Source organism: Enhygromyxa salina (assembly GCF_002994615.1).
Classification (GTDB): Bacteria; Myxococcota_A; Polyangia; order Nannocystales; family Nannocystaceae; genus Plesiocystis; species Plesiocystis salina_A.
Window position 1 is genome coordinate 1 of the sequence record NZ_PVNK01000267.1, and the last position, 21,509, is coordinate 21,509.

Sequence of the window (21,509 nt, forward strand, 5' to 3'; positions counted from 1 at the left end):
GGCACTTCGTGTGCGCGGTCATCAGCACGTGGAAGTGGTTGCTCATGTACACGACCTCGTGGATGGAAACGGGGTATTTCGAGCAGGTGTAGGCGAGCACGAACAGGAGCGTCTGCGTGACCTTTTCAGTCGGAACGAAGCGAAAACTCCGGCCTACGGCGCGGCAGGTGAGGAAGGCGGTCTGCTGATCGTGGATGGATCGCGGCGGGGTCACGCGAGGTCTATCGGCCGGCCTCGTCGAGGTTTGCAGGTTTTTTGCGAGGAAGTGTCGCGCCCGAAGGTCCTGTCACAAACACGGTTCAGAGGGGGCTTGTTGCCTGCTCCTCGTCCGAAGGTCATGTTCGAAGCAGAAGTTCGTCAGCGAGACCGCGACCTTTGACTGGTCGAGACCCCCCAGCGAGACCGCGACCTCGGGGTGGTCAAGATCGCGGGAGACGGACCCTGACACCGAGCCACGCGCGAGCGCTCAGTATACTCTCGCCCCATGCGCTCCTCGAAGCCCCCCCTACAGCGCGTTGTTCAGCTGCTCGCCCGGGGCGCAGGCGTGCTCCTGCTCATCGCCTGCACGCCGAAGGACGCGCTCGAGACCCCGGACGCAGCCCCGGCCTCAACCCCCGACCCTCAACAGGCCGAGCTCGAGGCGCGCCTGGCCTACCTCGAGGCGCGCCTCGAGGAGGCCCGGGTCAACGCCCACGTGCCCGGAATGGCGATCGCGATCGTCAAGAACGACGAGCTAATCTACGCCCACGGCTTCGGCGTGTCCGACCTCGACGCCAACACCCCGGTCACCCCCGAGACCGTATTCGCGATCGGCTCAGCGACCAAGGCCTTCACCTCGACCCTCGTCGCGATGCTGGTCGACGAGGGCAAGATGGGCTGGGACGATCCGGTCACCCGCCACCTCCCGGACTTTGAGCTCCAGATCGACGCAGCCGACGACGCCGCGGCCGTGACGATCCGCGACCTGCTCGCGCACCGCACGGGCTTCGCACGGATGGGGGTGCTGTGGGCGGCCAACACGATCGCGCGCGCGCAGGTCTTGAGCTACGCGACCAAGGCCCTGCCCGTGGCGCCCTTTCGCAAGGAGTTCCACTACAACAACGTCACCTACATGGCGGCCGGTGAAGCGAGCGCGAAGGCGGCCGGGCGCAGCTGGGAGCAGCTGGTTCAAACGCGCCTGCTCGAGCCGCTGGAGATGACCCACACCAGCCTCGACTACGCCGCGGCCCAGGCCGACCCGGCGCTGTCCTCGGGCTACACCTGGCGCGACGAGCTCGAGACCTTCGAGCCGGCGCCGATGCGCGACCTCGGGGCGATCGCGCCCGCGGGCTCGATCAATTCCTCGGTCCTCGACATGGCCAAGTGGCTGCGCTTTCAGCTCAACGGCGGGGAGTTCGAGGGCCAGCGCCTGGTCAGCGCGGCCGCGCTCGCGCAGACGAGGTCCGCCCAGATCGAGATCGCGCCGGGCGTGGTCGACTACGGCATGGGCTGGATGCTGCACGAGTGGCAAGGACAGGCGCTCGTCGAGCACGGCGGAAACATCGACGGCTTCGCGGCTTCGGTCGCGATGCTGCCCGACGAAGGGCTGGGCATGGTCTTGCTGACCAACGTCGGCATGACGCCGCTGCAGGCCAGCGCCCACACCCTCGTCTTCGACGCGCTGTTGACCGACGCCTACTTCCCCCAAGACGAGGGCAGCGGCGAGGACTTCTCGCGCTTCGTGGGCAAGTACGCGGCGGAGCTGCCGGGCTTCGAGGGCCAGGCCTTCGAGGTCCTCGTCGAGGGCGGGAAGCTGGCGGTCGACGTGCCGGGCCAGACGGTCTACACGCTGAAGGCCCCCGACGACGACGACTGGCGGGTGTTCGAGCAGACCGACGAGGTTGCGGTCTCCTTCGACGAGGACGAGGAGGGGCGGGTCGTCGCGCTGCGCCTGCACCAGGGGGGCATGGACTTCGAGCTGCTGCGCGAGGGCGTCGAGCTCGCGCCCGAGGTCGACGTCGCGCAGGTCCGCGCGTACCTCGGCCACTACCGCGCCGAGACCGGTATGACCGTGGAGATCCTCGTCCACAACGGTCGCCTCGCCGTCGACATCCCGGGCCAGATGGTGTTCGACCTCGAGCTCCCCGACAGCTCGGGCGACTACCACTTTCGGGCCAAGTACGACCTATTTCTGAGCTTCGTGATGGGCGAGGGCAAGCGGGCCGGCGAGGTCGTGGGCATGACCTTGTTTCAGGACGGCGAGCCGCTCAGCTTCACGCGCGAGCCCGGCAAGCACCGGATCAGCCTCGACGAGCTCCATCGCAAGCGCAAGACCGACAGGCGCAAGCGGGCGATGGACAAGGCCGGCCTGGTCCTGTTCGAGCAGCGCGTGGAGTTGATCAACTCGGGCGTCAGCGGGACGAGCCGGATATGGTTCGACTCCAGTGGGCGGCTGCGTGAGGAGAGCGAGCTCGGCCCCCTCGGCGGCGGGCTCCTCATCCTTCATCCGGGGTCCGGCGAGGGGTCCGAGCTCCACGGCTGGAGCGAGTCCTCGTTCGAGCCGCGCAAGCTCCTCGACGGCCAGCTCCTCGACCAGGCGCTGCGCGATCACCCCCGCGTGATGTTCGGAGACTGGCGCGATCACTTCGAGTCCGAGACGGTCCTGCGCACCGACAACGACGCGCGCGGCGAGGTCCACGTCGTCGAGCTCCGCTCGGAGGGGCTGCCGGCCGTGCAGATCCACGTCGACGCCAAGACCGGCGACGTGATCGAGATCCACGCGCACGCGCTCTCGGCCCAGGGCCTGCGGGTCCCGACCACGGTCAAGCTCTCGGACTACCGCAAGGTCGAGGGCATGCGCCTGCCCTTTCGCGTCGAGTCGAGCAACCCCCAGACCGGGACGACGGTCGTGACCCTCGACGAGGTTCACGCGAACCAAAGCGACGAGCCGGGCCGCTTCGCCCCGATGCCGAGCGACTGACAAAGAACCACCACGGGCCGCCGTCAGCAGTGTAGGATCGCCGACGCATGCGAATCGACGGCATTGCCTTTGCGAGCCCCGACGGGCTCGAGGACGTGACCCGCTACGCCTATCGGCCGGCCGAGTCCGGCCCGGGACGGGGCGACGAAGAGTTGAGCGTGGAGGCCGAGCTGCCCGTCGGGGGCGCGACCCCTGCGGCCGAGGTCATCGCCGAGCTCCGCGAGGCCCTCGAGGGCTTCTTCCCCGGCGCGTTCAAGCTGCTCGGCGAGGGCGAGGCGACGCTCGCCGGGGCCGCGGGCAAGTTCCTCGCCTACTGTCTCGACGGTGGCCCTGGCCAGGCCACGGTCGTCGGCAAGATCGTCGTCGCCAACCTCGGGCGCGAGGGCGAGCCGCCGGGTGATTGGGTCAAGCTCGCGTGGTCCGGCAGCCGCGACGCGGGCAGCCTCGACGCCTACGTCGATCCGATCGTGGCCAGCTTCTCGGCCGAGGCCGACGCGCCGGCCACCGTGCTCCCCGGTCACGAGCGCAGGCACGCGGGCCCGTGGGCGCTCGACGTGCCCGCTCACCTCCGCGGGCCGCGTAATTTCTTGTGGGAAGACGAAGAGGCCGAGCTGCGCGTCGAGCTCTCGGTCCTCGAAGCCGGCGCCGACGAGCCCACGATCGAGCTCGGGGCCGCGATCTCTGGCGGCGAGGAGGTCGCGCGCGAGGACTCGCGCCTCGACGAGGGCGAGCGCGTGGACGTGCGCGTGCGCAGCGACGACGATCCCCACGGGGAGTCGACGCTGATCCTGGCCAAGCGGAAGATCGAGCTGGGCGCGTCTGACCGCGGCGGGCATCGGTGGGTCGTGCTCTCGGCCTCGGCGCCGAGCCCCGAGGGCCCGCGCTTGACCACGATCGTCGACGCCCTGCTCGCGAGCGTCCGGGCCGAGGAGGAGGCGAGGTGACCGAACCAAGCAGCGGTGGCGTTCAGCAGGTCGCGCGCGTGGGCGGCAACACGATCGACACGGGCACGATCCCGATCGTGTTCGTGCCCGGGATCATGGGCTCGCGCCTGCACTTCACCAAGATCAAGCGCTACTGGGACCCGGACCACACGATCAGCCGCATGCGCCACTGGCTGCTCAGCAGCGCCGATCGGGTCCGCCGGGACTTTCGCGTCAACGCGGCCAGCAACCCGGTCGAGGTCATGACCGACGGCGATCAGCTCAGCGCGAGCCAGCGCGAGCGTGGGTGGGGCGGGGTCGCGTGGGGCTTTTACGGCTCGCTGCTCGAGCACCTCGAGGGCCAGCGCTACGGCGCCTACGACACGCCGGTCTACGCGATCGGCTACGACTGGCGCCAGGGCAACGACCACAGCGGGGCCGCGATCGCGACCCGGATCGAAGAGATCCTCGCGGAACAAGACGCCGAGCGCTTCATCTTGCTCAGCCACAGCATGGGCGGGCTGGCCACGCGCGCGGCGCTCAAGGGCAACGCCGAGGTCGCGGGCAAGCTCGCGGGCGTGTGTCACATCGCCCAGCCAGTGACCGGAGCTGCGGTCGCGGTCCGGCGCATGTTCACGGGCGCGACCTTCAGCGGCGACGGCCTCGCGATGATGGCTCTGCTCGGCAGCAACCGCCAGAAGTTCCAGACGATCTGCTCGGCGCTGCCAGGCGCGATGCAGCTCCTCGCAACCCAGGACTTCACCAAGACCGACGGCAGCTGGTGGTACACCTATCGGACCTTCGAAGAGCCCGAGGTCGACCGGGCGTGGGAGGGCCTGTGCTGGTCGCTCTACGCCCAGCCGCAGTCGCCCCCGGGCTTACTCGCGCCGGCCGACTCGCGCCACGCGATCGCGGCCGTGCCCCGGCGCGAGTTTAACCGCCGCCTCGCCGAGGCCCGGGCGTTTCACATGGGCATGGGCCTGTGGAAGCACGCCAACACCTGGACCTTCTACGGGACCGGCAACACCACCGACACGAGCTTGCACTTCGAGCTCCCGCCGGTCGAGGCCAAGCTCTCGCTGCTGTCGACCGCGATGCACTCGCTCAACCCCTTCACCGAAGACATCCGCTACAAGGCCCGGCGGGCCGACGGCAGCGAGGTCTCGGTCCCGGGGAGCGAGGTCGACCCCTCCGATCGCGGCTGCGTGATGCAGCGCAGCGACAAGAGCGACGGGACCGTGCCGGTCGCCAGCGCCAAGGCCCTGTTTGGCGGCGCGACCCACGAGTACGCCAGCGGGACCGCCTACGACTACGAGACCCAGCGCCAGTTCTACGCCGACGGGGGCGAGGCGCACGATCAGATCTGCGCGGATCCGAAGTGCGTCGCCTTCCTCGACGATCTCATCACCCACTTGGTCGGGAGCTGAAGGAGCTGAAGTGCCGATCGTCAAGCTGCAACAAGGTGAGTGTCTGAGCACGATCGCGCTCTCGCGTGGGTTCGCGCCCGAGACGGTCTGGGACCACGGCGACAACGCCGAGCTTCGCGAGCGCCGCAACGATCCCAACGCGCTGCTGCCCGGCGACGCCCTGTTCGTGCCCGAGCTCGAAGAGAAGGACGAGCCGGTCGAGACCGACACGAGCAAGACCTTCCAGCTCAGCGTCGGGCCGATCCGTCTGCGCGTCCGCCTGACCCGTCACGGCAAGGCCCGGGCCGCCGAGGCCTACGTGCTCGAGCTCGACGACGGCGTCACGCTCGAGGGCGAGACCGACGGCGAGGGCTGGATCGATCAGCCGATCTCGATCACCGCGAAGTCAGCCAAGCTCTCGCTGCGCGACGGCGCCGAGGTCCACGAGCTCGAGATCGGTCACCTCGACCCGCACGACGAGCCGACCGGCGTGCAGTCGCGCCTGCGCGGGCTCGGGTTCTACTTCGGCGAGGTCGACGGTGAGCTCGGGCCCAAGACCCGGGCGGCGCTCGAGCGGTTTCAGAAGGCCCGGGGGCTCGAGCGCAGCGGCGAGGCCGACGACGCGACCGCCTCGGCCCTGCGCGACGACTTCGGCGGCTGAGAGTCTCGCAGCGCACCGCGGGCCTGGCGTGGGCCGGCTCGTGGCCCAGACGCGCGCGGCCGCTGGGGCTGCATCTGCGCGGCGGTGGCGAGCGTGGCTCGAGCGACGCGTCTCAGGCGGGCGCCCAGATCTCTGCGTCGCGCTCGTAGAAGCAGACCTCGCAGGTGCCGGGCTGGACGATGCCCGTGATGTGAGCCTTGCCCTCGGCGTCGAGGGTGCTCTGCTTGACCACGCCGTCGGGTAGCTTGATGCGGAAGGGCTCGCCGGGGACCGGGTTTCCCTCGGCGTCGATCAGCTCGATCATCACACTGTGGGTCTCGACGATCTCGTTGTCGACGGGCTCGCTCGGGGGCAGCTCGGGGAGCTCGGTGGTCGCGCCGAGCGTGCGGTAGATCTGCGCGTCGATCTTGCGCACGCGGAGGCGGCCGCAGGCGATCAGCCCGGCGAGGACATCGTGGAGCTCCTCGTCCCACTCGAAGCTGCGGCGGACAGCGTCGACGGCGAGGGCGCGGAGCGTGTCGAGCTCGCGGGCGCCGCGGAGGCCTCGGATCAGCGCGATCGCGTCGCGGGGGCGGAGGAGCTCGCCCGCGCCAAGGTGGATCGCCGAGCCGCGCTCGAACTGAAACTCCTGCAGCCCGACGTTGATGCGGATGCTGGTCGCCACGCGCGGCCAGCGTACCACGCGAGCGTGGTCGAGGCCGGGGCTACTCGAAGGTCTCGCGCTGCAGCACCCGGCGGCCGATGACCGCGCCTGCCGCGAGGCTGAACAGCGTGATGCTCAGCAGCGCGAGCTCGGCGAGGTGGGGCACGAAGGGGTGGAGCAGGGCGGCGAGCAACACCGCCGCGAGGCCCCCGACGAACAGGCCCGCGCTCGCGCCCAGCATCAGACCGAACCCCCCGATGACCCGGCGGGCGAGGATCTGCCCGAAGTTCGCTCGCAGCTGCGTCGAGCCTGGGGCGGCCCCCGACGAGCCCACCGCCACGTAGGGCCACCCGAGCGGGGCGAGGCGTCGCTCGCTCGTCACCTCGGTCGCCCCGCTCGCACACGGGGGAGCGCTCGTGGACTTGGGCACGTGTTCGATTGTAACAGGTCGAGGCGAGAGCGAGTCGACCCGCGCAGACACCGAGCACGCTGTGGTTGCGCGCTGGCCTCCGGGCTGGGGGCACTCGAGGCCGCTCGCGGGGCGGGCCGGCGCTCAGCCCTTCTTGGGCAGCGTCCTGAACACCCAGTCCCACAGCGGGGTGGACACGCCAAAGTACAGATCGTGGTCCTTGAAGTGGTGCAGCATGTGATGCTTGCGCAGCCGCTTGCCCCACTTGGTCCGGGCCTTGCCCGCGTGGGTCCACCAGTGGGTCATGTCGTACCAGAGGTAGCCGATCGCGAAGCCCGCGAACGCTGGCAGCGCCATCTCGTAGCCGATCAGCGCCCAGGCCAGGCCCCAAAAGAGCAGCGCCGGGATCGCGCTCGCGCCGGGCGGCATGACCAGGCGGTACCTGTCGTTGGGGTAGACGTGGTGGATGCCGTGGATGAAGTAGTGCAGCTTCGGGGCGCGCTCGAAGTGGAACACGATCCGGTGCAGCCAGTACTCCGCCAGCGTCCAGATGAACACGCCCGCCGCGGTCAGCCCGATAGCGAGGCCGAGGCTGAGATCGGTCTGCGTGGCGGTGAGCCAAAACAGGTACACGATGATCGGCCCGTAGATGATCAGCGGCACGCTGCCATGGCAACGCGAGAAGAATTCGAGGAAATTGTTCTCGAACTGACGCCCGGCGGCCTTGCGGTCGATCTTGTATCCGCCGGGGTAGTCACGGATCTCGTCGCGGGTGGCGGGCTCAGGCTGCATCGTCTTCGAGCGAGAACAGCATCGAACAGGCGCCGACGCAAGGGTCGGACGCAGGTAGACAGTGCCCATGCTCACGATCCTCGAAGTCAGCAACGCCCCGCGCGCGAGCGCGAGGCGGCCCGATCCTGGTCCAGAGGCCGAAGCGGCGCCGCTTCGGCGGGTGATCGTCGAGCCTGACCGCGCGAGCTGGACCGAGGCGCACGGCCGCGATCGGCTCATCGAGCACGTCGAGGCGCCGCTCCTGCCGGGCTCGACGACCGAGCGCGCGCTGATCCGGGCCCGGGGCCTGCGTGAGCTGGTGCAGCTCCACCGCCCGGCGGCGATCGTCTGCGGCTCGCCAGTGTTGTTGCCGGCCCTCGTTCGCCTCGCCGGCTACCGTCTCGAGCCGAGGCCCGCGCGGGTCGGGTCTTGGCAGGGGGATGGGTCCGAGGCCTACCTTCGGCGCGAGCTGGCCCGCGTCGATCCCCGGGTGGTCGAGCCGGGGGCCCGGGCGCTCGCGTGGTGGACCAGGCAGGGCCTGGCCAGCTTCGACGCGGTGTTCGTCGGCAGCCGCGACGCGGGGCGGCGGCTGTGGGCGCGGGGGATCGACCGGATCTACTACGTCCCGCGCGGCGTCGACCTCGACCGCTTCACGCCCGACGCCGAGCGCGGCGCCCCGGACAGGCCCGGGCGCGGGTCCGGGCGACTCAGGATCTGGATCGAGGCCCCAAGCGGCGACGTGGGCCACCTGGGCCGGGTTCGCGCGGCGCTGTGTCAGCGCCTGCCCGTCGATCCGAAGCTGGTGATCCGGGCGCCGGTCCGCGCGAGCCTCGAGCGCTTCGCCGCGGGCCACTCGGGCGTCGAGCTTGGCGCGTTCGAGGAGCCGAGCGAGCGCGCGGGGGCGCTGGCCGCCTGCGATCTGGCGATCGTGTTGGGCAGCTCCGAGCACCGCCGCTCGGCCTGCGCGGAGGCCATGGCCTGCGGACTGCCCGTCATCGCTGAGGACGGCGGCGCTGCTGAGCTCATCCGCGACGGGGCCTGCGGTCGCGCCCTCGCGCGGCTCGACCCCGCGGGCCTCGGCGACGCGGTGGTGGAGCTCGTCCGCGCGGGGCAGCTGCGCGAGCTTGGTCGGCGCGCGCGGCAGTTCATCGAGCGCTTCGACCTCGCCAGCTGCGCTGCCCGCGAGGCGATGTGCCTGCGCGAGGTCGTCGACGCCGTTCGCCGCGGTCGCGCGGTCCCGCGGGGCATCCACGAGCGCACGCCCCCGGGCTTCGAAGCTCCCGCGGCGCTCTCGCGCGCGCCCGGGGACGCGGCTCAGCCGGGCCCGTCGAAGTAGCCCGCAAAAAATGCGATCCGCTCGCGCCACTCCTGGACGACCGCGCGGTGCCCCTCGCCCTCGGCGAGGGCGTCGAGGGGCTCGAGCAGCGCGCGGGCCCCGTCCCAGTCGTGGATCTGGGTCAGCGCCGAGAGCTGGGACATCAGCGCGGCGCGCTGGAGCTCGGGGCCCGGCAGCGGCGGCTCGCCGGAGCCGGGCGCGAGGGCGAGGGCGAGGACCTCGGCGGCCTGCTCGGGCGCGGCGATGATCAAAAATTGGCGCCCGAGCAGGTAGTTGCCGAGGGCGGCGTGGCCCGGCAGGGCCGCGATCTTGGCCGCCGACCACAGCCGCAGCATCGAGACCGCCCGCGACTCGCCGCCGACGCGAAAGGGCCCGAAGTACTCGACGACCTGGGCAGCGAGCTCGGCGTCCGTCGTCGCGATCAGCTTGATCTGGAGCTGGCGCGTCCGCGCCTCGGTCAGGCCCAGGCTCATCGCGGCGCGGTAGTGGGTCGCGGCCTGGTCGAGGCGCCCGGCGACGAGGGCCGTGTCGCCGCGCTGCTCGGCGATCACGGCCTGGATCGTGGTCGTGAGCGCGTCGCGGGTTGCGAGCTCGTCGAGGATCGCGGCGGCGTCCTCGAACTGCTCCCAGCCGGCGAGCATGTCGGCGAGGCGGAGGAAGTGGCCCGGCTCCTCGGGCTCGATCCGGCACAGGGTCTGTTGGGTCTCGAGCGCCTCGTCGCGCTGGCCGAGCAGCTGGGCCCGGGCGGCGGCCTGACGCAGGTCCGCGGCCCGGTGGGCGCAGGGCCGACGAAACACCGACGAACGCTCGTAGCGCTGGGCCTGGGCCTCGATGTCGCGCTCGCGCAGCGGCAGCGCGCGGAGGAAGTCCAGCCACTCGAGCTCGAGCGCGTCGAGGCTCGTGGCGTAGGTCTGCTCGAAGTCGCCAGCGTTGCCGTAGAGCGCCGCGACCTTGTCCCAGCCGCGCGTCTGCGCCAGCCACAGCACAAACGATCCGGCGGCGGTGTAGGCCCGGCTCGCGGCCGCCCCCCAAAAGCCCGCGCCCATGATCGTCGTCAGCGGCGGGCGCTTGTCGAGGCGATCGAGGACCGCGGCTTGCTCGTGGAGCCCGAGGTTGTCGTGGGTCCGCGGGGCGAGGGCCGTGGGCACGCCCTCGATCAGCGCGCCGCTGAAGCGCAGCCCGGCGATCGGGAGGCCGAGCAGCGGATCGCCGAAGTCACCGAGGAAGGCGTGGGCGAGCTCGTGGTGGAGGACGTCGTGGGGCCACGGGCGGTGGCTGAGGTACATCTGCTGGCGCCACGGCGGCGAGACCTCGACCCGGTTGGCGCCGATCAGCGCGCCGCGCTGCTTGCCGTTGGCGAAGATGAAGCTCTCGACCTTGCGCGCGGGCGTCCGACCGAGGCGCCGCTCGAGCTGGTCCCAGGCGAATTCGTGCTCGGCGGCGACCATCTCGATCTCGCGGGCGGTCAGCGAGCCCGGGCCATAGCGGATCACGAAGTGCTCGGTCTCCTTTGTCGCGCCGAGGACCTTGGCGATGCTCGCGGTCGTGGCCGTGAACCCCAGGCGCGGGGCGCTGAGGCCGACCCCGAGGGCGAGCACGGCCAGCGCGCTCGCGGCCACGGTCCGCGCCCGGTTCTGGCCCCCGTCGATCATCCGCCGCCAGCTCGGCCGCAGGCGCCCGTCGACGCTCGCGCGCAGCCCCAGCCACAGCGCGGCCGCGGCCGTGAAATTGTAGGCCCGGTAGAGCAGGTAGCGCGAGGAGATCTCGATGCCCTCGTCGTAGATCGGGCCCGAGAACCAGCCGAAGAAGGGATCGTAGGCGAACACGACCGGCTCGACGTAGAGCCGCCGCAGCCCGATGACCACGCAGACCGCGAAGGGCAGCCAGGCGGCCAGGAGCGCGACCCAGCGCTTGCGCGGACCGACGAGCAGCGCCGCGCCGACGCCCGCGAGCCAGCCCAAGATCGCCGAGCACAGCGGTCCGATCGCAAAGTAAGCGGCGCCGCCGAGGGGATCGCAGTTGGTCGTCCACAGCATGCCCGTGAGCAGGACCGCGAGCGTGAGCCCGAGCAGCCACGCGAGCTCGACGGCGCCGTCGCGGGCGAGGGGCCACAGCGGCGCGCTGTCCGGAGCTGGCTGGTCTGCGGCCGCGCGGGCGCGCACAGCATCGACCCCGGCGGCCGCCGCGAGCAGGCTCAGCATCGGCGCGAGCAGGAGGCTCGAGAAGTAGCCCAGCGTCCCCGCCATCGGCACGAAGCTCAGGGCCAGCACGCTGACAAACACAAACGCCCGCCTGCGCAGGCGTGGGTCCGAGGGGATCCCCCGCAGCCAGCTCAGCAGCTTCGACACGGCGGGAGTATGCCCGCTCGCATCTGCGCGGGCCAGGCGCACGGTTCCCGCGCAGGCCGGCTTTTGCTTCAGCTCGGCGGACCAAAACGTTATGCTCGGACCTGCAGGAGAGCAAAATGGGCGCGACGAAAACAGACCTGTGGAACGCTGGGATCAAGGCGTTCGAGGACGGCAACCACGCGGTGCTCGAGCTGGTCTGTCGGCGTCTGCTCGACCGCGAGCCCGACAACTTCCCAGTCCGCATGTTGCTGGCCCACGCGCTGCTCAAGATGAAGCGCTTCGACGACGCGGGCGAGCTGCTCGAGGGCGCCAACCCCAGCGACGAGCGCACGGTCGTGCTCTGGCATCGGACCGCCGGCGACTACTACGCCGAGCGCGGTCACCATCAGGCCGCCGAAGACGAGTACGCCTCGGCCCTCGCCCTCGCCGACGAGCAGACCAGCGACCTGGTCCTGGACCTCGTCGAGGCCCGCATCAGCCAGGGTCACAACGAGGCCGCGCTCCGGGCCGTCGAGACCTTTGTTGGCCGCCACGAAGATGGCGAGCTCGACGACGGCGAGCTCCTGGCCTTCGCCAAGGCCCGGGCGCTGCGCAACCTCGGTCGCTTCGACGAGGCGCTGGTCGCCGCCCGCGAGGCCTGCGGACTCGGCGAGGCGATCGGCGGGTTCGAGGCTGGCGACAGCCTCGTCCGCGAGCTCGAGCAGCGCCTCGAGTGGGAGGCGGCCCTCGCCGCCGCCGATCTCGACGGGCCCACGCTCGACGCCGAGTGACGCGGGCCCGCCGGGCCGCCCACGAGCGAGCGGCCCGGCCGCGAGGCCTTCTTGAAAGGCCCCTTGAAACCCAGAAGGCCTGAGTCGAGCGCGCAGCGCTTGATTCAGGCCTCGTACGAGCCGAGAGGGCTTAGAGCTCAGCCACAGGGGATCGTCTGGTCGATCAGCTCGGCCGCGCGATCGATGTCTTGCGTCGTCGGCTGCGAGAGCGCGTAGATCCCGAGCAGCTCGTCGGCGGCCGCGGCATCGCGCTCGCGGATCTCACGGTCGAGGACCTCGCCGATGATCTGCACGAAGGCCCAGTTGGCGTCGGTCGCCTCGCTGCACTGCTCGTCGTCCTGCGCGAGCAGGTGCTGGCGGAGGGCGACGGCGACGCCGCGGGCGAGGGCGTCGTCGAGCTGCTCCCAGGCCATGTCGAACAGCTCCTGGCCCTCGGCCGGGAGGTCGTCGTAGGTCGGGTAGTCGTCGACCGAGTAGAGGTCGCGGAAGCAGCGGACGGCGAGGATGCCGTCGAAGATGCGCTGGTGGGTGCTCGGGCTGTAGTCGTGGACGAGCTCCGCGAACCCGATCACGTCACCGTCGGCCTGGGCGCCGCCCGTGTAGTAGGCCCACGAGGAGTCGCAGTCCTTGGCGGTGTGCGTGCAGGTGTAGGCCTCCTTGTAGACCGAGATGTAGGAGAACCACACGAACCCGGCCTCGATCCGCGCGGCGTGGACGTTGGGGTCGCCCTCGCCCGACATCCCGGCGATGAAGGCGTCGTTGATCAGCGGGCGGAGCTTGGCCGGCCCGGCGCAGCGATCGGGGTGGTTAATGGCGTTGTCGGTGTCGGAGCACTGCTTGTCGGGGTCGAGGCCGGGGTCCCACTCGGACTCGGGGATCGCCGGGTAGTGCAGATCTTCGCGGCGATCGACGCGCGAGCCGAGACCTTGGTCGAGCTCGTAGGTCGCGCGCGCGTCGGTGAAGTCGTCGCGGCCCGGGGCGCCGTTGCGCCACAGCAGATCGGCGATCTCGTCGTAGGCCTCGATGCGGGCGATCGAGCTGGGCGGATCGGACACGAGCTCGTAGACGCCGCCGTCGGAGATGCACGCGCCGTAGGGGTCCTCGTCGCTGTCCATCGGCAGGTAGTCGGTTGCGAGGGCGACGCAGGCGGCCTCGTCGACGGGGTCGCTGGCGGGGTCGCAGGGCTCGCCCGCGGCGACGTCTCCGTCGCCGCCCTCGCTGTCGGTCGGCTCTCCGGGCGCACGGCAGGCGAGGGGGCCGGCCAGGCTGAGGCCGGCGATGACGAGCAAATGGGTACGGATGATATGGCGGCAGTTCATGAGGGGTCTTCCCGGTTCGCCTACGGGAGTACGCCCGCGCCCGGCGCCACGGCAATCCGTGGACCGCCCCGTTGTCGCCACAAAAACGCTCGGGAAACCCCTGGTCTGGACCAGGGGTTTCCCCCTGATCTCGGGCCCGAGATCAAAAACCGATCTCGACCGACAAGTTGAGCGAGCGCGTGGCTCCGTTGACGCTCGACCCGTGGTAGCGATAGGGCGAATCGATCACGTTCTCGACCACGAGCGAGAGCAGGACCAGGGGATCGAGGCGGTAGCCCGCGCGAAGATCCCAGACCGCAAACCCCGGCGTGCCGCCGGTCGGGATGCGAGAGTCGGCCTCGTCGGCCAGGGCCAGGCGAGTCTGGGCCCCGGCCCAGCGCACCGCCGAGCCCAGCCACAGGCCGAAGTCGGCGTACCAGGTCAGCTCGACGGCGCCGTTGAGCGGTGGGATCCGTGACAGCGGCAGCTGCTCCTCGTAGCTGTCGAGGTTGCCGCTCGCGGGCGGCGGGATCGGGTTGGGTCCCTGGCCCCACGCCCACGACGCGGTCGCGCCGAGCACGAAGCCCGCGGGCATGAACACCCGCGCCGACGCGTCGAAGCCGCGCAGCAGCGCCCAGCCGTCGAGGTTGACGAGCTGAAAGCGGGTTCGCGAGGCCTCGCACCCCGTCGGGTTCTCGGCCGCGCCGCCGGGGCACGCGCCGAGCTCACGCGGCGCGCGACCGATCAGATCGCGGATGAAGGAGTGCCAGAAGAACACGCTGGCTTCGACGGAGCGATGGCGGACGCGCAGGCCGGTGTCGAGCGAGAGCGAGCGCTCCGGGTCGAGCGAGGCGTTCTCGTACTGGAAGCCCGGCCCGGTCTGCTGGCGGCTGGTCAGATCGTCGAGGTTGGGCGCGCGAAAGCCCTGGTCGAAGTCGAGGTGCCACGACAGCCAGTCGGCCGCGAGCACCATCAGCCCGGCGTTGCCGACGGCGGTCGCCCACTTGCGGTCGACGGCCGCGGTCTCGCTCTGCTCGTCGCCGTCGGCCTTGGCCCACACGAACGCCGCCCGGCCCCCGGCGCGCACGCGCACGCGCTCGCCGATCCACATGTGCGGCTCGGCCCACATCCCCGACGTCAGGTAGCGCGAGCCGTCGATGTACTGGCCGCGGGACGAGATGCTCGTGACCGGCGGCGAGATGTCGGTGAACACCAGCCACGCGTTGCTCTCGATCAGGTCGAAGTAGACCTCGCCGCCGTAGTCGACGCCGAAGCTGAGCCGCTCACCGAGGGGCAGCGCGGCGCTCGACAGGGCCGCGCGCAGGCCGAGGGTGTGGACGTCGTCCTTGCCGTTGGACTCGGTCCCGCCGTCGATCTCGGCGATCCCGTTGTCGCGGGTCAGCTGGGTCCGCTCGTGTTGATTCTGGTAGCTCGCGCTGATGCGCACGCGCGAGGCCACGGCCGGCCCGTCCGACATGTCCGCGGCGAGGTAGGTCAAGGTCCGGAACTGGTCGAGGTAGACCAGGCACTCGTCGTCGGGGGCCTCGGCCGGCGGGCACTTGTCGGTCCGCGGCGCGTCTTTTTGGCGGTAGTCGTAGTAGGCCCCCGTCAGCCGCCAGCGATCGTTGATCTGCCAGACCACGCGAGCGTCGGCGGTCAGCTCGCGAAAGCCGGTGCCGATCTGCGTGCGCTCGTCGCTGGCGAGGCGCGGCTCCTTCCACGGCAGGCCCGTGGCCGGGGCCGTGACCGCGCCTGCGGTGACCAGCTGGCCGACCTCGCGGTAGCCGACGCCCGCGACGACCCCGACCTTGCCCTTCCAGCCGAGGTCGAGCTGCGCGCGCCCGCCGAGCTCGCTATCGGCGGTCCGATGGGTCAGCATCACCCGCGGGTGGACGGTCCATCCCTTCGAGGGATCGAGGGTTGGATCGAGCGGCGTGGTCAGCAGCGCGCCCCCGATCGCGTCGGACCCCCAGCGCGTCGAGGCCGAGCCGCGCACGACCTCCAGGCGCTGGATCGTGCGCGAGTCGACGGTGAAGAAGTACTGGTTCGGGCCCTGGCGAAAGGTCGAGGTGTTGAGCCGGATCCCGTCGAAGGCGATCAGCGTCTGCTGCCCGGTCAGCCCGCGGACGTAGGGCGAGGCCTGGGCGTGGGCGCTCTGCTGGACAAAGACGCCAGGCTCGAAGCGCAGGGCGTCTGGGGCCGAGCGTGGCAGTCGCTCCTGGATCTGTCGGCGACTGACGACGCTCGCGTCGCGCACGTAGTTGTCGGGGGTGTCCGACGGAACGATGATCTCGCGGGCTGTGTCGTCGGTCTGCTCGCCGCCGTCATCGTCGGTCTGCTCGCCGTCATCGCCGGTCTGCTCGCCGCCGTCATCGCCGGTCTGTTCGCCGCCGTCATCGCCTGGCTCGGGGTCGTCGCCGCTCCCCTCGGGCGCCGTGGCGGGCGGGCTGGCGATCGCCGCACTTGGCGCCAGCGCCGACAGCCCAACCACTATCCCGGCCAGTGCTGCGGCGAGGCGCTCTGCTGGCCAGGGACCCATTCAGCGGCCCATTCTCCGGGCCCGTCCCGACCAGACAAGGAGGGGAATCCCCTAAGAGCGTGTGGCGCAGTGCCTCAGGCCGCCTCGCCTGGCCTCTTCGCCGCGGGATTTCCCGCCAAAACTTGCACTAGCAGCGGCGTTTTGGCCTCGCGCCCTCGACGAAAATTCCGGCGCGAGGCGACACGATGCATTGCACCACGGGCTGCTAGCTGAGGGTGATTCCCCCCGTGTGCAAGGCACGCGGTGCGACTGGGAGCGGCTCCGGCTGCTGCGAGGCGATGTTGCTCGAGGCCTCGGCCGGGGCGATCCCGTCGCGGATCAGGCTCAGGGCCTCGCGTACGAGCTCGCGCCAGTGGGCGTCGTCGATCTGCGAGCTCGTGCTGGGCTCGGTCAGGAACTGCTGGACGTCGACACCGAGGCGGTCGAGGACCGCGTGGGTCGTGCCGCGGACGACCAGCGCGTCGATCAGGTGGGCGAGGGTCCGGGGGTCGAGATCGTCGCGGACGTCCCCGCAGCTGCGGGCTTTGCGGATACGCTCGACGAGCTTGTCGATGTGCTCGCGCCGCAGCGCGCCATGGAGCTCGCGCAGCTCCGCGTCGGTGCTTGGCTCCATCGCGCTCGCGGCGAGCCTCGCGAGGCGCGGGTGCGCGAGCATGAAGCCAATCCGGGTGAGCACGAGCTGCTCGAGCTCCGCGAATAGCCCCGTCTCTTGCCGCGCTCGGTGTTGCTGCTGCTGCGAGTCACTTTCTAACCACTGTGCCCGCCGCCGCCCGAGCTCTTCTGTCACCAACCACCGGTACAGATCGAGCTTATTCTCGAAATACTGGTACATGCTGCCTTTGGCGATTCCCGCTCGCGAGACGATTCGTGACAGCGACGCTTGGCGATAGGGGTGAGTCGAGAACTCGTCGAGGGCGAGTTCTGTGATTCGCCGGCGTTTTTCTTGGGGGAGATTGAGGAAGGTCGGCTTCGGCATGGGCACCTACGAGCTGCGCTTTTGGCGCAGGATGAGTATTCGAATGGGGGCGGACTTGTGTGAGTCACGCGAGTCGACCTGGGGCAGAATGGTACTTCCGCCCGGGGTCGGAGGGGGTGTAGCAATGACCACTGTCTTAATTAGGGAAGCGCACGATCATGCAACTGGGGGCGCGTCAGAAGAAGCTGCTCGCGTACCTCTCATTGCATACACGAAGGTGCGGCGAGATGCGAGACTGCGGTCGCGCCGCTATTGACTACAACGATTTACCCACGCTATCGCCATGATGGCGAGGGGGGCCGGGGTCCAAGCGGCGCCTCGCCAGCGGCGAATCAACGACAGACGAGGACGGCGGGGCTGTCGCCCGCGAACATCGAGTCGACCTGGTCGGCGCGACGGCGGAGCACCGCGCGTTGGTTGATGTAGCCCTTGTCGGTGATCTCGTTGGCGTCGATCGACGGAGGCTCGGCCAGGATCAGCGCCCGGGCGAAGCGTGTGCTGGTCCCCCGCATGCGCTCGTTGTGCCGCTCGAGGCCGCGCTGGATCGCCTCGCGCACGGCCGGGCTCTCGATCGCCAACTGCGCCGCAGCGTGGCCGTCGAGCCGCGCGAGCTTGCGGCAGGCCGCGAGGTTGGGGAACAGCAGGACCCCGATCTCGGCCCGGTCGTGTCCGGCGAGGACGCAGTCTTGGATCAGGGGCTCACAGGCCGCGATCGCCTCGAGCCGCAGCTTGCCGACGTGGACCCAGGTGCCCGAGCTCAGCTTGAAGTCCTCGGCGACGCGGCCATCGAACACGATGCCCTGCTCGGGCTGCGAGGGGTCCGCGAGCAGGCCGGCGTCGCCGATCCGGTAGAAGCCAAACTCGTCGAACGCGGCCGCGCTCAGCTCGGGGTCGCGCCAGTAGCCGGGGGTCACGTTGGGCCCGCGGACCCGCAACTCTTGCTTATCGCCGTTCTCGACCAGCGCGATCTCGGTGCCGGGTATTGGGTTGCCGATCACCCCGGCCCGCTCGATCGGCCAGTGGACCGCGGTCGAGCACGGCGCGGTCTCGGTCGAGCCCCAGGCCGAGACCATCAGCAGCCGCTGGCCACGAGCCGCGACCGCGAGGGCCTCGAGCCGCGTCCACAGGTGTTGAGGCAGGGCCGCGCCGGCGTAGAACAAGAGATCGAGGTTGGCGAAGAAGCGCGCGCGGAGCTCGGCGTCGCGCTCGAGCTCGGGGATCAACAGGTCGTAGCCGCGCGGGACGTTGAAGTACATCGTCGGCGAGCGCTCGCGGAGGTTGGCGAGGGTCGTCTCGAACAGCCCCGGCGCCGGCTTGCCCCCGTCGATCCACAGGCTGCCGCCGTGCATGAGGATCAGGTTGAAGTTGAAGTTTGACCCGAAGGTGTGGTTCCACGGCAGCCAATCGAGGATCTCGGGCACCCGCCCGGCCGCGGCGTCGGTCGCGAGGAAGGGCCACACGCGCGCGAGCGCGGCCTGGTTCGAGCACAGCATCCGCTGGGTGTTGATCACGCCCTTGGGCAGCCCCGTCGAGCCCGAGGTGAACAGGATCTTGGCGACGCTGTCGGGGCCGAGCTTGGCGAAGCGCCGGGCGACCTGCTCGCTCGGCGACAGCAGCAGGAGATCCTCGTAGCGCTCGACCGATCGCAGGCCCTCGTCACGGCTGATGAGCGGGAGGCCGCCGAGGCCCGCGGCCGCGAGCGCGGGCGCGAAGGGCTTGTGACGCTCGACGAACACGACCCCGGGCGTGACCTGCCTGGCGATCGAGCGGAGCTTGGTGAAGTCGCGCGAGACCAGCGAGTAGGCGACCGAGACCGGGACCGCAGGCACGCCCACGTGCATCGCCGCGAGGCTTAGCAGCGCGTGGGCGACGCTGTTGCCCGACAGCAGCATCAGCGGGCGCTCGGGCCCGGCGCCGAGATCGAGCAGCCCCTGCGCGAGGCTCCGGACCCGGGTCAGCGCGGCCGCCCAGGTCACCGTTCGCCACGGGCTGCTCGGGCCGGCCCTGCGCTCGGCCAAGAAGACCTGATCGGGCCGGGCGAGGGCGTTGGCGACGAGCAGATCGCCGAGGCAGCGCGGGTAGCGACCGAGGGGGATCGAGTTGGACAGGATCGTCGCCCCGTCCGCGCGACGCGTGACCTCGACCTTCGCGGGCGCGAGCTTCGGGAGCGCCCAGTTCGGTTCAACGCTCACGGTCTAGCCCTTGATGTCGACGCCCGCGGTCAGCGAGTAGCTCGCGCCGTCGGACCACGTGGCGGTGGCCTCGACCTTCCAGACCGCGCAGGCGCCCTTGCCCCGCTCGAGGCCGCTGAGCTCGCTCGGATCGACCCACACGACCCAGCTCTCGCGCGCGTCCTGATCACGGATCCCGTGGTCGCCGGGCGCGATGATGTTGGCGCTCGAGATCTCGACGCTCTCGCCCTTGCAGTCCCGGGCCGTGGCCGTGAGCGTGTCGAAGGGCGCGGCGGCGGTGAAGGCCATGCCAGCTTTGGGGGCGAGCTTCACCGTGTTGATGTTGACGGTGCCCTCGCGGGTTCCGCTGGTCGATTTGACCATGTCGCCGGCCTTGCAGCTGCCGGCCTCGCAGTGCCAGGCGCCGCGGTAGGAGAGCTCCTGCCCGCGCATGTTCTGGCGCAGGGCGGCGCAACCGGCGAGCGAGGTGGCGAGGACGCAAATGACGAGGGCCGGGACGCACTTGGGCATATTGGGAGCTCCTACGGACCCGTCCATTAATAACCCGTTCGCGCCCACGCTGCACAGCCGGTCGGTACACTCCGAACATGCGCCGCGCCGACGCCCGCTGTCTGTGTCTGCTCCCGATGGCCCTGCTGGTCTCGCTGGCCCCGCTCGGCTGCGAGGCCCGGTCGACCGCGGACGCGCGCGAGGTCGTCGACGACGCCAAGCGAAGGGCCAAGCAGGGGGCCGAGCAGGCCCGCGAGGGCATGGGCGAGGCCTCGCGCCAGGCTGGGGCCGCTGCGCGCGAGGGGGTTGCCCAGGCCCGCGAGGGCATCGCGGATGCGCGCGAACGCTACGAGGTCGACGCGCAGATCGACGATACCCGGCGCCGGCTCGGCCAGGGTCTCGACGAGGCCGCCGAGAGCTTCGCGGCGCTGACCGAGGCCGGCAAGGCCCACGCCAGCGAGCTCGGCGACAAGCTCGGCGACAAGCTCGGGCAGGCCGGGCAGGTCGGCCTCGAGGTCGCGCCCGGTGCCATCGAGTGCGACGACGACTCGCGGTCGCGGGTGTGCCGAGTCGATCCCGAGCTCGTCGCCGAGCTCGCCGCCGAGCCCAAGCTGCTCGCGCGCGAGGTCTCGCTCCGGCCCAAGCGCGGCTCGACGGGCAGCGGTCTCCAGCTCGTGTGGGCCCGGGCCGAGAGCCTCACCGCGATGCTCGGCCTGCGCGAGGGCGACATCTTGCTCGAGATCAACGGCGCCGAGCTCGGCACCTTCGAGGCGATTCGGGCCCTCGACGAGGCGCTCTCGGGCCAGCCCGAGGTCAAGCTGGTCTACGAGCGCGAGGGCAAGCGCGAGGAGCTGACCGTGGTTCAGCAGACAAACTGAGCGCAAAATCGCGCGAGGTCGCGGGGGGCGCGTCGGCCCTGACCCGGATGTGGCCTCCGTCGCGGCGCAGATCTGCGCTCGAGACGCGGGGTAAAAGTGGCTCGAAGCCCGTATTTGGGGCGTTTCGGTCGTCCGGCCAGTCGAGCCGGTCCGCGAACCGGTAGCCTGATTTCGTGGCGCTCGCTTCGCATACTTGGAAACTGCCTGAACAAGTTTGTCTACAGCCGGGCCTCGCGGCCGTGCGTGGGCGGGTGTTCATCCTCTACCATCCGGTCACGCCGACGCTCGAGCGCGCGCTCGAGGAAGCCGAGGCCTACCTCGAGCTTCGCCATCACTTCGAGTCGATGAGCGTGTTCATCTGGCTCGGCCAGCCCTTCCCGCCACCCGCGCCCGAGATCCGTGCGGCGCTGGCCGCCGGTTTCGCGGGCGGGCCCAAGGTCGACGCCGTCGGCTGGGTCGTCGACAGCGACCACAGCCTCGGCGCGTCGGTCGTCCACAGCGTGTCGACGCAAATGTTTCCGGGGGTCTCCTGCGTGCAGCTGTTCCGCGAGCCCTTCGAGGCCGCGCACTGGCTCAGCGTAGTCGCGAAGACCGAGGCCGAGCTGATCCTCGACGGCCTCGACACCCTCGATCGGGCGCAGCCGGCTTGATTTAGACCCCCCTGGGCGTCAGCGACTCTGCCACGCACGGCCGCAAGCGGCCGGTCGGTCGGTCGCTGCGCTCCCTCCCTCGGTGGGCTGGTATGAGCTTCGCGGTGGTCTACGTGGCCCCCTAGAAGGGGGCTTGTTTGACTGTGAGCGTGGGTTTGATGGTGCTGCAGCCCGAGGCGTTCTCGCTCCCGGGGCGCGGGACGCCCTGTCGGCGAACGCTCGATAGGCTCCAGCCCGAGGCGTTCCCGCTCCCAGGGCGCG

The 21,509-nt window shown here is 70.6% G+C and carries 18 protein-coding genes; 8 read left to right on the forward strand and 10 right to left on the reverse strand.

All coding sequences use genetic code 11. From position 1 onward, the window contains the following. On the reverse strand, nt 1–214 hold a 214-nt coding region (locus ENSA5_RS30665; RefSeq protein ID WP_181198320.1), incomplete at its 3' end, for a transposase. A gap of 270 nt (nt 215–484) precedes the next feature. Here ENSA5_RS30665 and ENSA5_RS30670 point away from each other — a divergent pair. The 4 genes from ENSA5_RS30670 to ENSA5_RS30685 are packed head-to-tail and all read left to right on the forward strand — an operon-like array spanning nt 485 to nt 5,949. Beyond that, the gene (locus ENSA5_RS30670) at nt 485–2,959 is read left to right on the forward strand and encodes a serine hydrolase (protein WP_106395268.1); all 2,475 of its coding nucleotides are present in this window, start codon (nt 485–487) and stop codon (nt 2,957–2,959) included. Nucleotides 2,960–3,006: 47 nt separating this feature from the next. Further along, a complete protein-coding gene (locus ENSA5_RS30675; RefSeq protein ID WP_106395269.1) occupies nt 3,007–3,903 on the forward strand; it encodes a hypothetical protein in 897 nt (298 codons plus the stop codon). Further along, nucleotides 3,900–5,309, forward strand: a complete 1,410-nt coding sequence (locus tag ENSA5_RS30680) for a lipase family alpha/beta hydrolase (protein WP_106395270.1) — start codon at nt 3,900–3,902, stop codon at nt 5,307–5,309. Before ENSA5_RS30675 ends, ENSA5_RS30680 begins: the two co-directional genes overlap by 4 nt. A 10-nt stretch (nt 5,310–5,319) precedes the next feature. Next, a complete protein-coding gene (locus tag ENSA5_RS30685) occupies nt 5,320–5,949 on the forward strand; it encodes a peptidoglycan-binding domain-containing protein (RefSeq protein ID WP_181198321.1) in 630 nt (209 codons plus the stop codon). A 112-nt stretch (nt 5,950–6,061) separates the two neighbouring features. Here the strand turns inward: ENSA5_RS30685 and ENSA5_RS30690 are convergent, their stop codons facing one another. From ENSA5_RS30690 to ENSA5_RS30700, 3 genes are all read right to left on the reverse strand, one after another. Next, on the reverse strand, nt 6,062–6,613 hold the full coding sequence (locus tag ENSA5_RS30690) for an Ig-like domain-containing protein (protein WP_106395272.1): 552 nt from the start codon (nt 6,611–6,613) through the stop codon (nt 6,062–6,064). Nucleotides 6,614–6,653: 40 nt separating this feature from the next. Further along, nucleotides 6,654–7,022 carry a hypothetical protein gene (locus tag ENSA5_RS30695; RefSeq protein ID WP_106395273.1) on the reverse strand — a complete coding sequence of 123 codons (369 nt, stop codon included), beginning with the start codon at nt 7,020–7,022 and terminating at the stop codon, nt 6,654–6,656. A 123-nt stretch (nt 7,023–7,145) separates the two neighbouring features. After that, entirely contained in the window at nt 7,146–7,793 is a 648-nt protein-coding gene (locus ENSA5_RS30700) for a sterol desaturase family protein (RefSeq protein WP_106395274.1), read from the reverse strand. Nucleotides 7,794–7,860: 67 nt separating this feature from the next. Between ENSA5_RS30700 and ENSA5_RS30705 the strand changes: the two genes are divergently transcribed. Further along, nucleotides 7,861–9,108 carry a glycosyltransferase gene (locus ENSA5_RS30705; RefSeq protein WP_106395275.1) on the forward strand — a complete coding sequence of 416 codons (1,248 nt, stop codon included), beginning with the start codon at nt 7,861–7,863 and terminating at the stop codon, nt 9,106–9,108. Here the strand turns inward: ENSA5_RS30705 and ENSA5_RS30710 are convergent. Next, on the reverse strand, nt 9,087–11,456 hold the full coding sequence (locus ENSA5_RS30710; RefSeq protein WP_106395276.1) for a tetratricopeptide repeat protein: 2,370 nt from the start codon (nt 11,454–11,456) through the stop codon (nt 9,087–9,089). The two genes, ENSA5_RS30705 and ENSA5_RS30710, sit on opposite strands and share 22 nt — an antisense overlap. A 116-nt stretch (nt 11,457–11,572) precedes the next feature. Between ENSA5_RS30710 and ENSA5_RS30715 the strand changes: the two genes are divergently transcribed. Beyond that, nucleotides 11,573–12,226 (forward strand): tetratricopeptide repeat protein, encoded by a 654-nt coding sequence (locus tag ENSA5_RS30715; RefSeq protein WP_106395277.1) that lies wholly within the window; start codon nt 11,573–11,575, stop codon nt 12,224–12,226. Nucleotides 12,227–12,363: 137 nt separating this feature from the next. Here the strand turns inward: ENSA5_RS30715 and ENSA5_RS30720 are convergent, their stop codons facing one another. From ENSA5_RS30720 to ENSA5_RS30740, 5 genes are all read right to left on the reverse strand, one after another. Continuing rightward, complete coding sequence (locus ENSA5_RS30720) at nt 12,364–13,515, reverse strand: hypothetical protein (RefSeq protein ID WP_106395278.1); 1,152 nt, start codon at nt 13,513–13,515, stop codon at nt 12,364–12,366. A 172-nt stretch (nt 13,516–13,687) separates the two neighbouring features. Beyond that, a complete protein-coding gene (locus ENSA5_RS30725; RefSeq protein WP_146156280.1) occupies nt 13,688–16,063 on the reverse strand; it encodes a TonB-dependent receptor in 2,376 nt (791 codons plus the stop codon). 205 nt (nt 16,064–16,268) lie between these two features. After that, nucleotides 16,269–17,039, reverse strand: coding sequence for a TetR/AcrR family transcriptional regulator (locus tag ENSA5_RS30730; RefSeq protein WP_146156281.1), 771 nt, complete (start codon nt 17,037–17,039; stop codon nt 16,269–16,271). Nucleotides 17,040–17,371: 332 nt separating this feature from the next. Beyond that, entirely contained in the window at nt 17,372–19,231 is a 1,860-nt protein-coding gene (locus ENSA5_RS30735) for a feruloyl-CoA synthase (protein WP_106395281.1), read from the reverse strand. A gap of 3 nt (nt 19,232–19,234) precedes the next feature. Further along, a complete protein-coding gene (locus ENSA5_RS30740; RefSeq protein WP_106395282.1) occupies nt 19,235–19,741 on the reverse strand; it encodes a hypothetical protein in 507 nt (168 codons plus the stop codon). Nucleotides 19,742–19,818: 77 nt separating this feature from the next. Between ENSA5_RS30740 and ENSA5_RS30745 the strand changes: the two genes are divergently transcribed. Together ENSA5_RS30745 and ENSA5_RS38555 are read left to right on the forward strand one after the other, a co-directional pair. Beyond that, nucleotides 19,819–20,598 carry a hypothetical protein gene (locus ENSA5_RS30745; RefSeq protein WP_106395283.1) on the forward strand — a complete coding sequence of 260 codons (780 nt, stop codon included), beginning with the start codon at nt 19,819–19,821 and terminating at the stop codon, nt 20,596–20,598. A 173-nt stretch (nt 20,599–20,771) separates the two neighbouring features. Then, entirely contained in the window at nt 20,772–21,248 is a 477-nt protein-coding gene (locus ENSA5_RS38555; protein ID WP_181198322.1) for a hypothetical protein, read from the forward strand. Nucleotides 21,249–21,509 lie beyond the last annotated feature (261 nt).